1 protein-coding gene is annotated in these 329 nt (G+C 33.7%); it reads left to right on the forward strand.

What is annotated here, in order from left to right; all coding sequences use genetic code 11:
* Positions 1-297, forward strand: a 297-nt coding sequence (locus tag ACQCX0_RS02105; RefSeq protein ID WP_462562506.1) for an HU family DNA-binding protein, incomplete at its 5' end; no start/stop codon positions are given.
* Between the last annotated feature and the right edge of the window lie 32 nt (positions 298-329).

The raw sequence follows: 329 nt of genomic DNA on the forward strand, positions 1-329 counted from the left end.
ATGAATAAGGAAGAGTTAGTTAGTGCTATTGCTAAGAAGTCTGCTTTAAAGAAAAAAGATGTTGGAGAATATTTAGATGCATTTGTTAGTGTAGTGAGTAGTACTTTAGCTAAGGGAGATGAGGTTAAGTTATTAGGGTTTGGTACTTTTTCTGTAGCTCATAGAGCAACTACAACAGGGCGTAATCCTAAAACAGGTGAGCCTCTTAATATTCCTGCCAGAACTCAACCTAAGTTTAAAGCTGGTAAAGTTCTTAAAGAAGCTGTTAATGCAGTTGTTAACTCTAAGAAGAAGTAATTCTTAATACTCTTTTCTTACCTTATTTTTAT

The organism is Candidatus Hepatincolaceae symbiont of Strigamia maritima, from assembly GCF_055505085.1.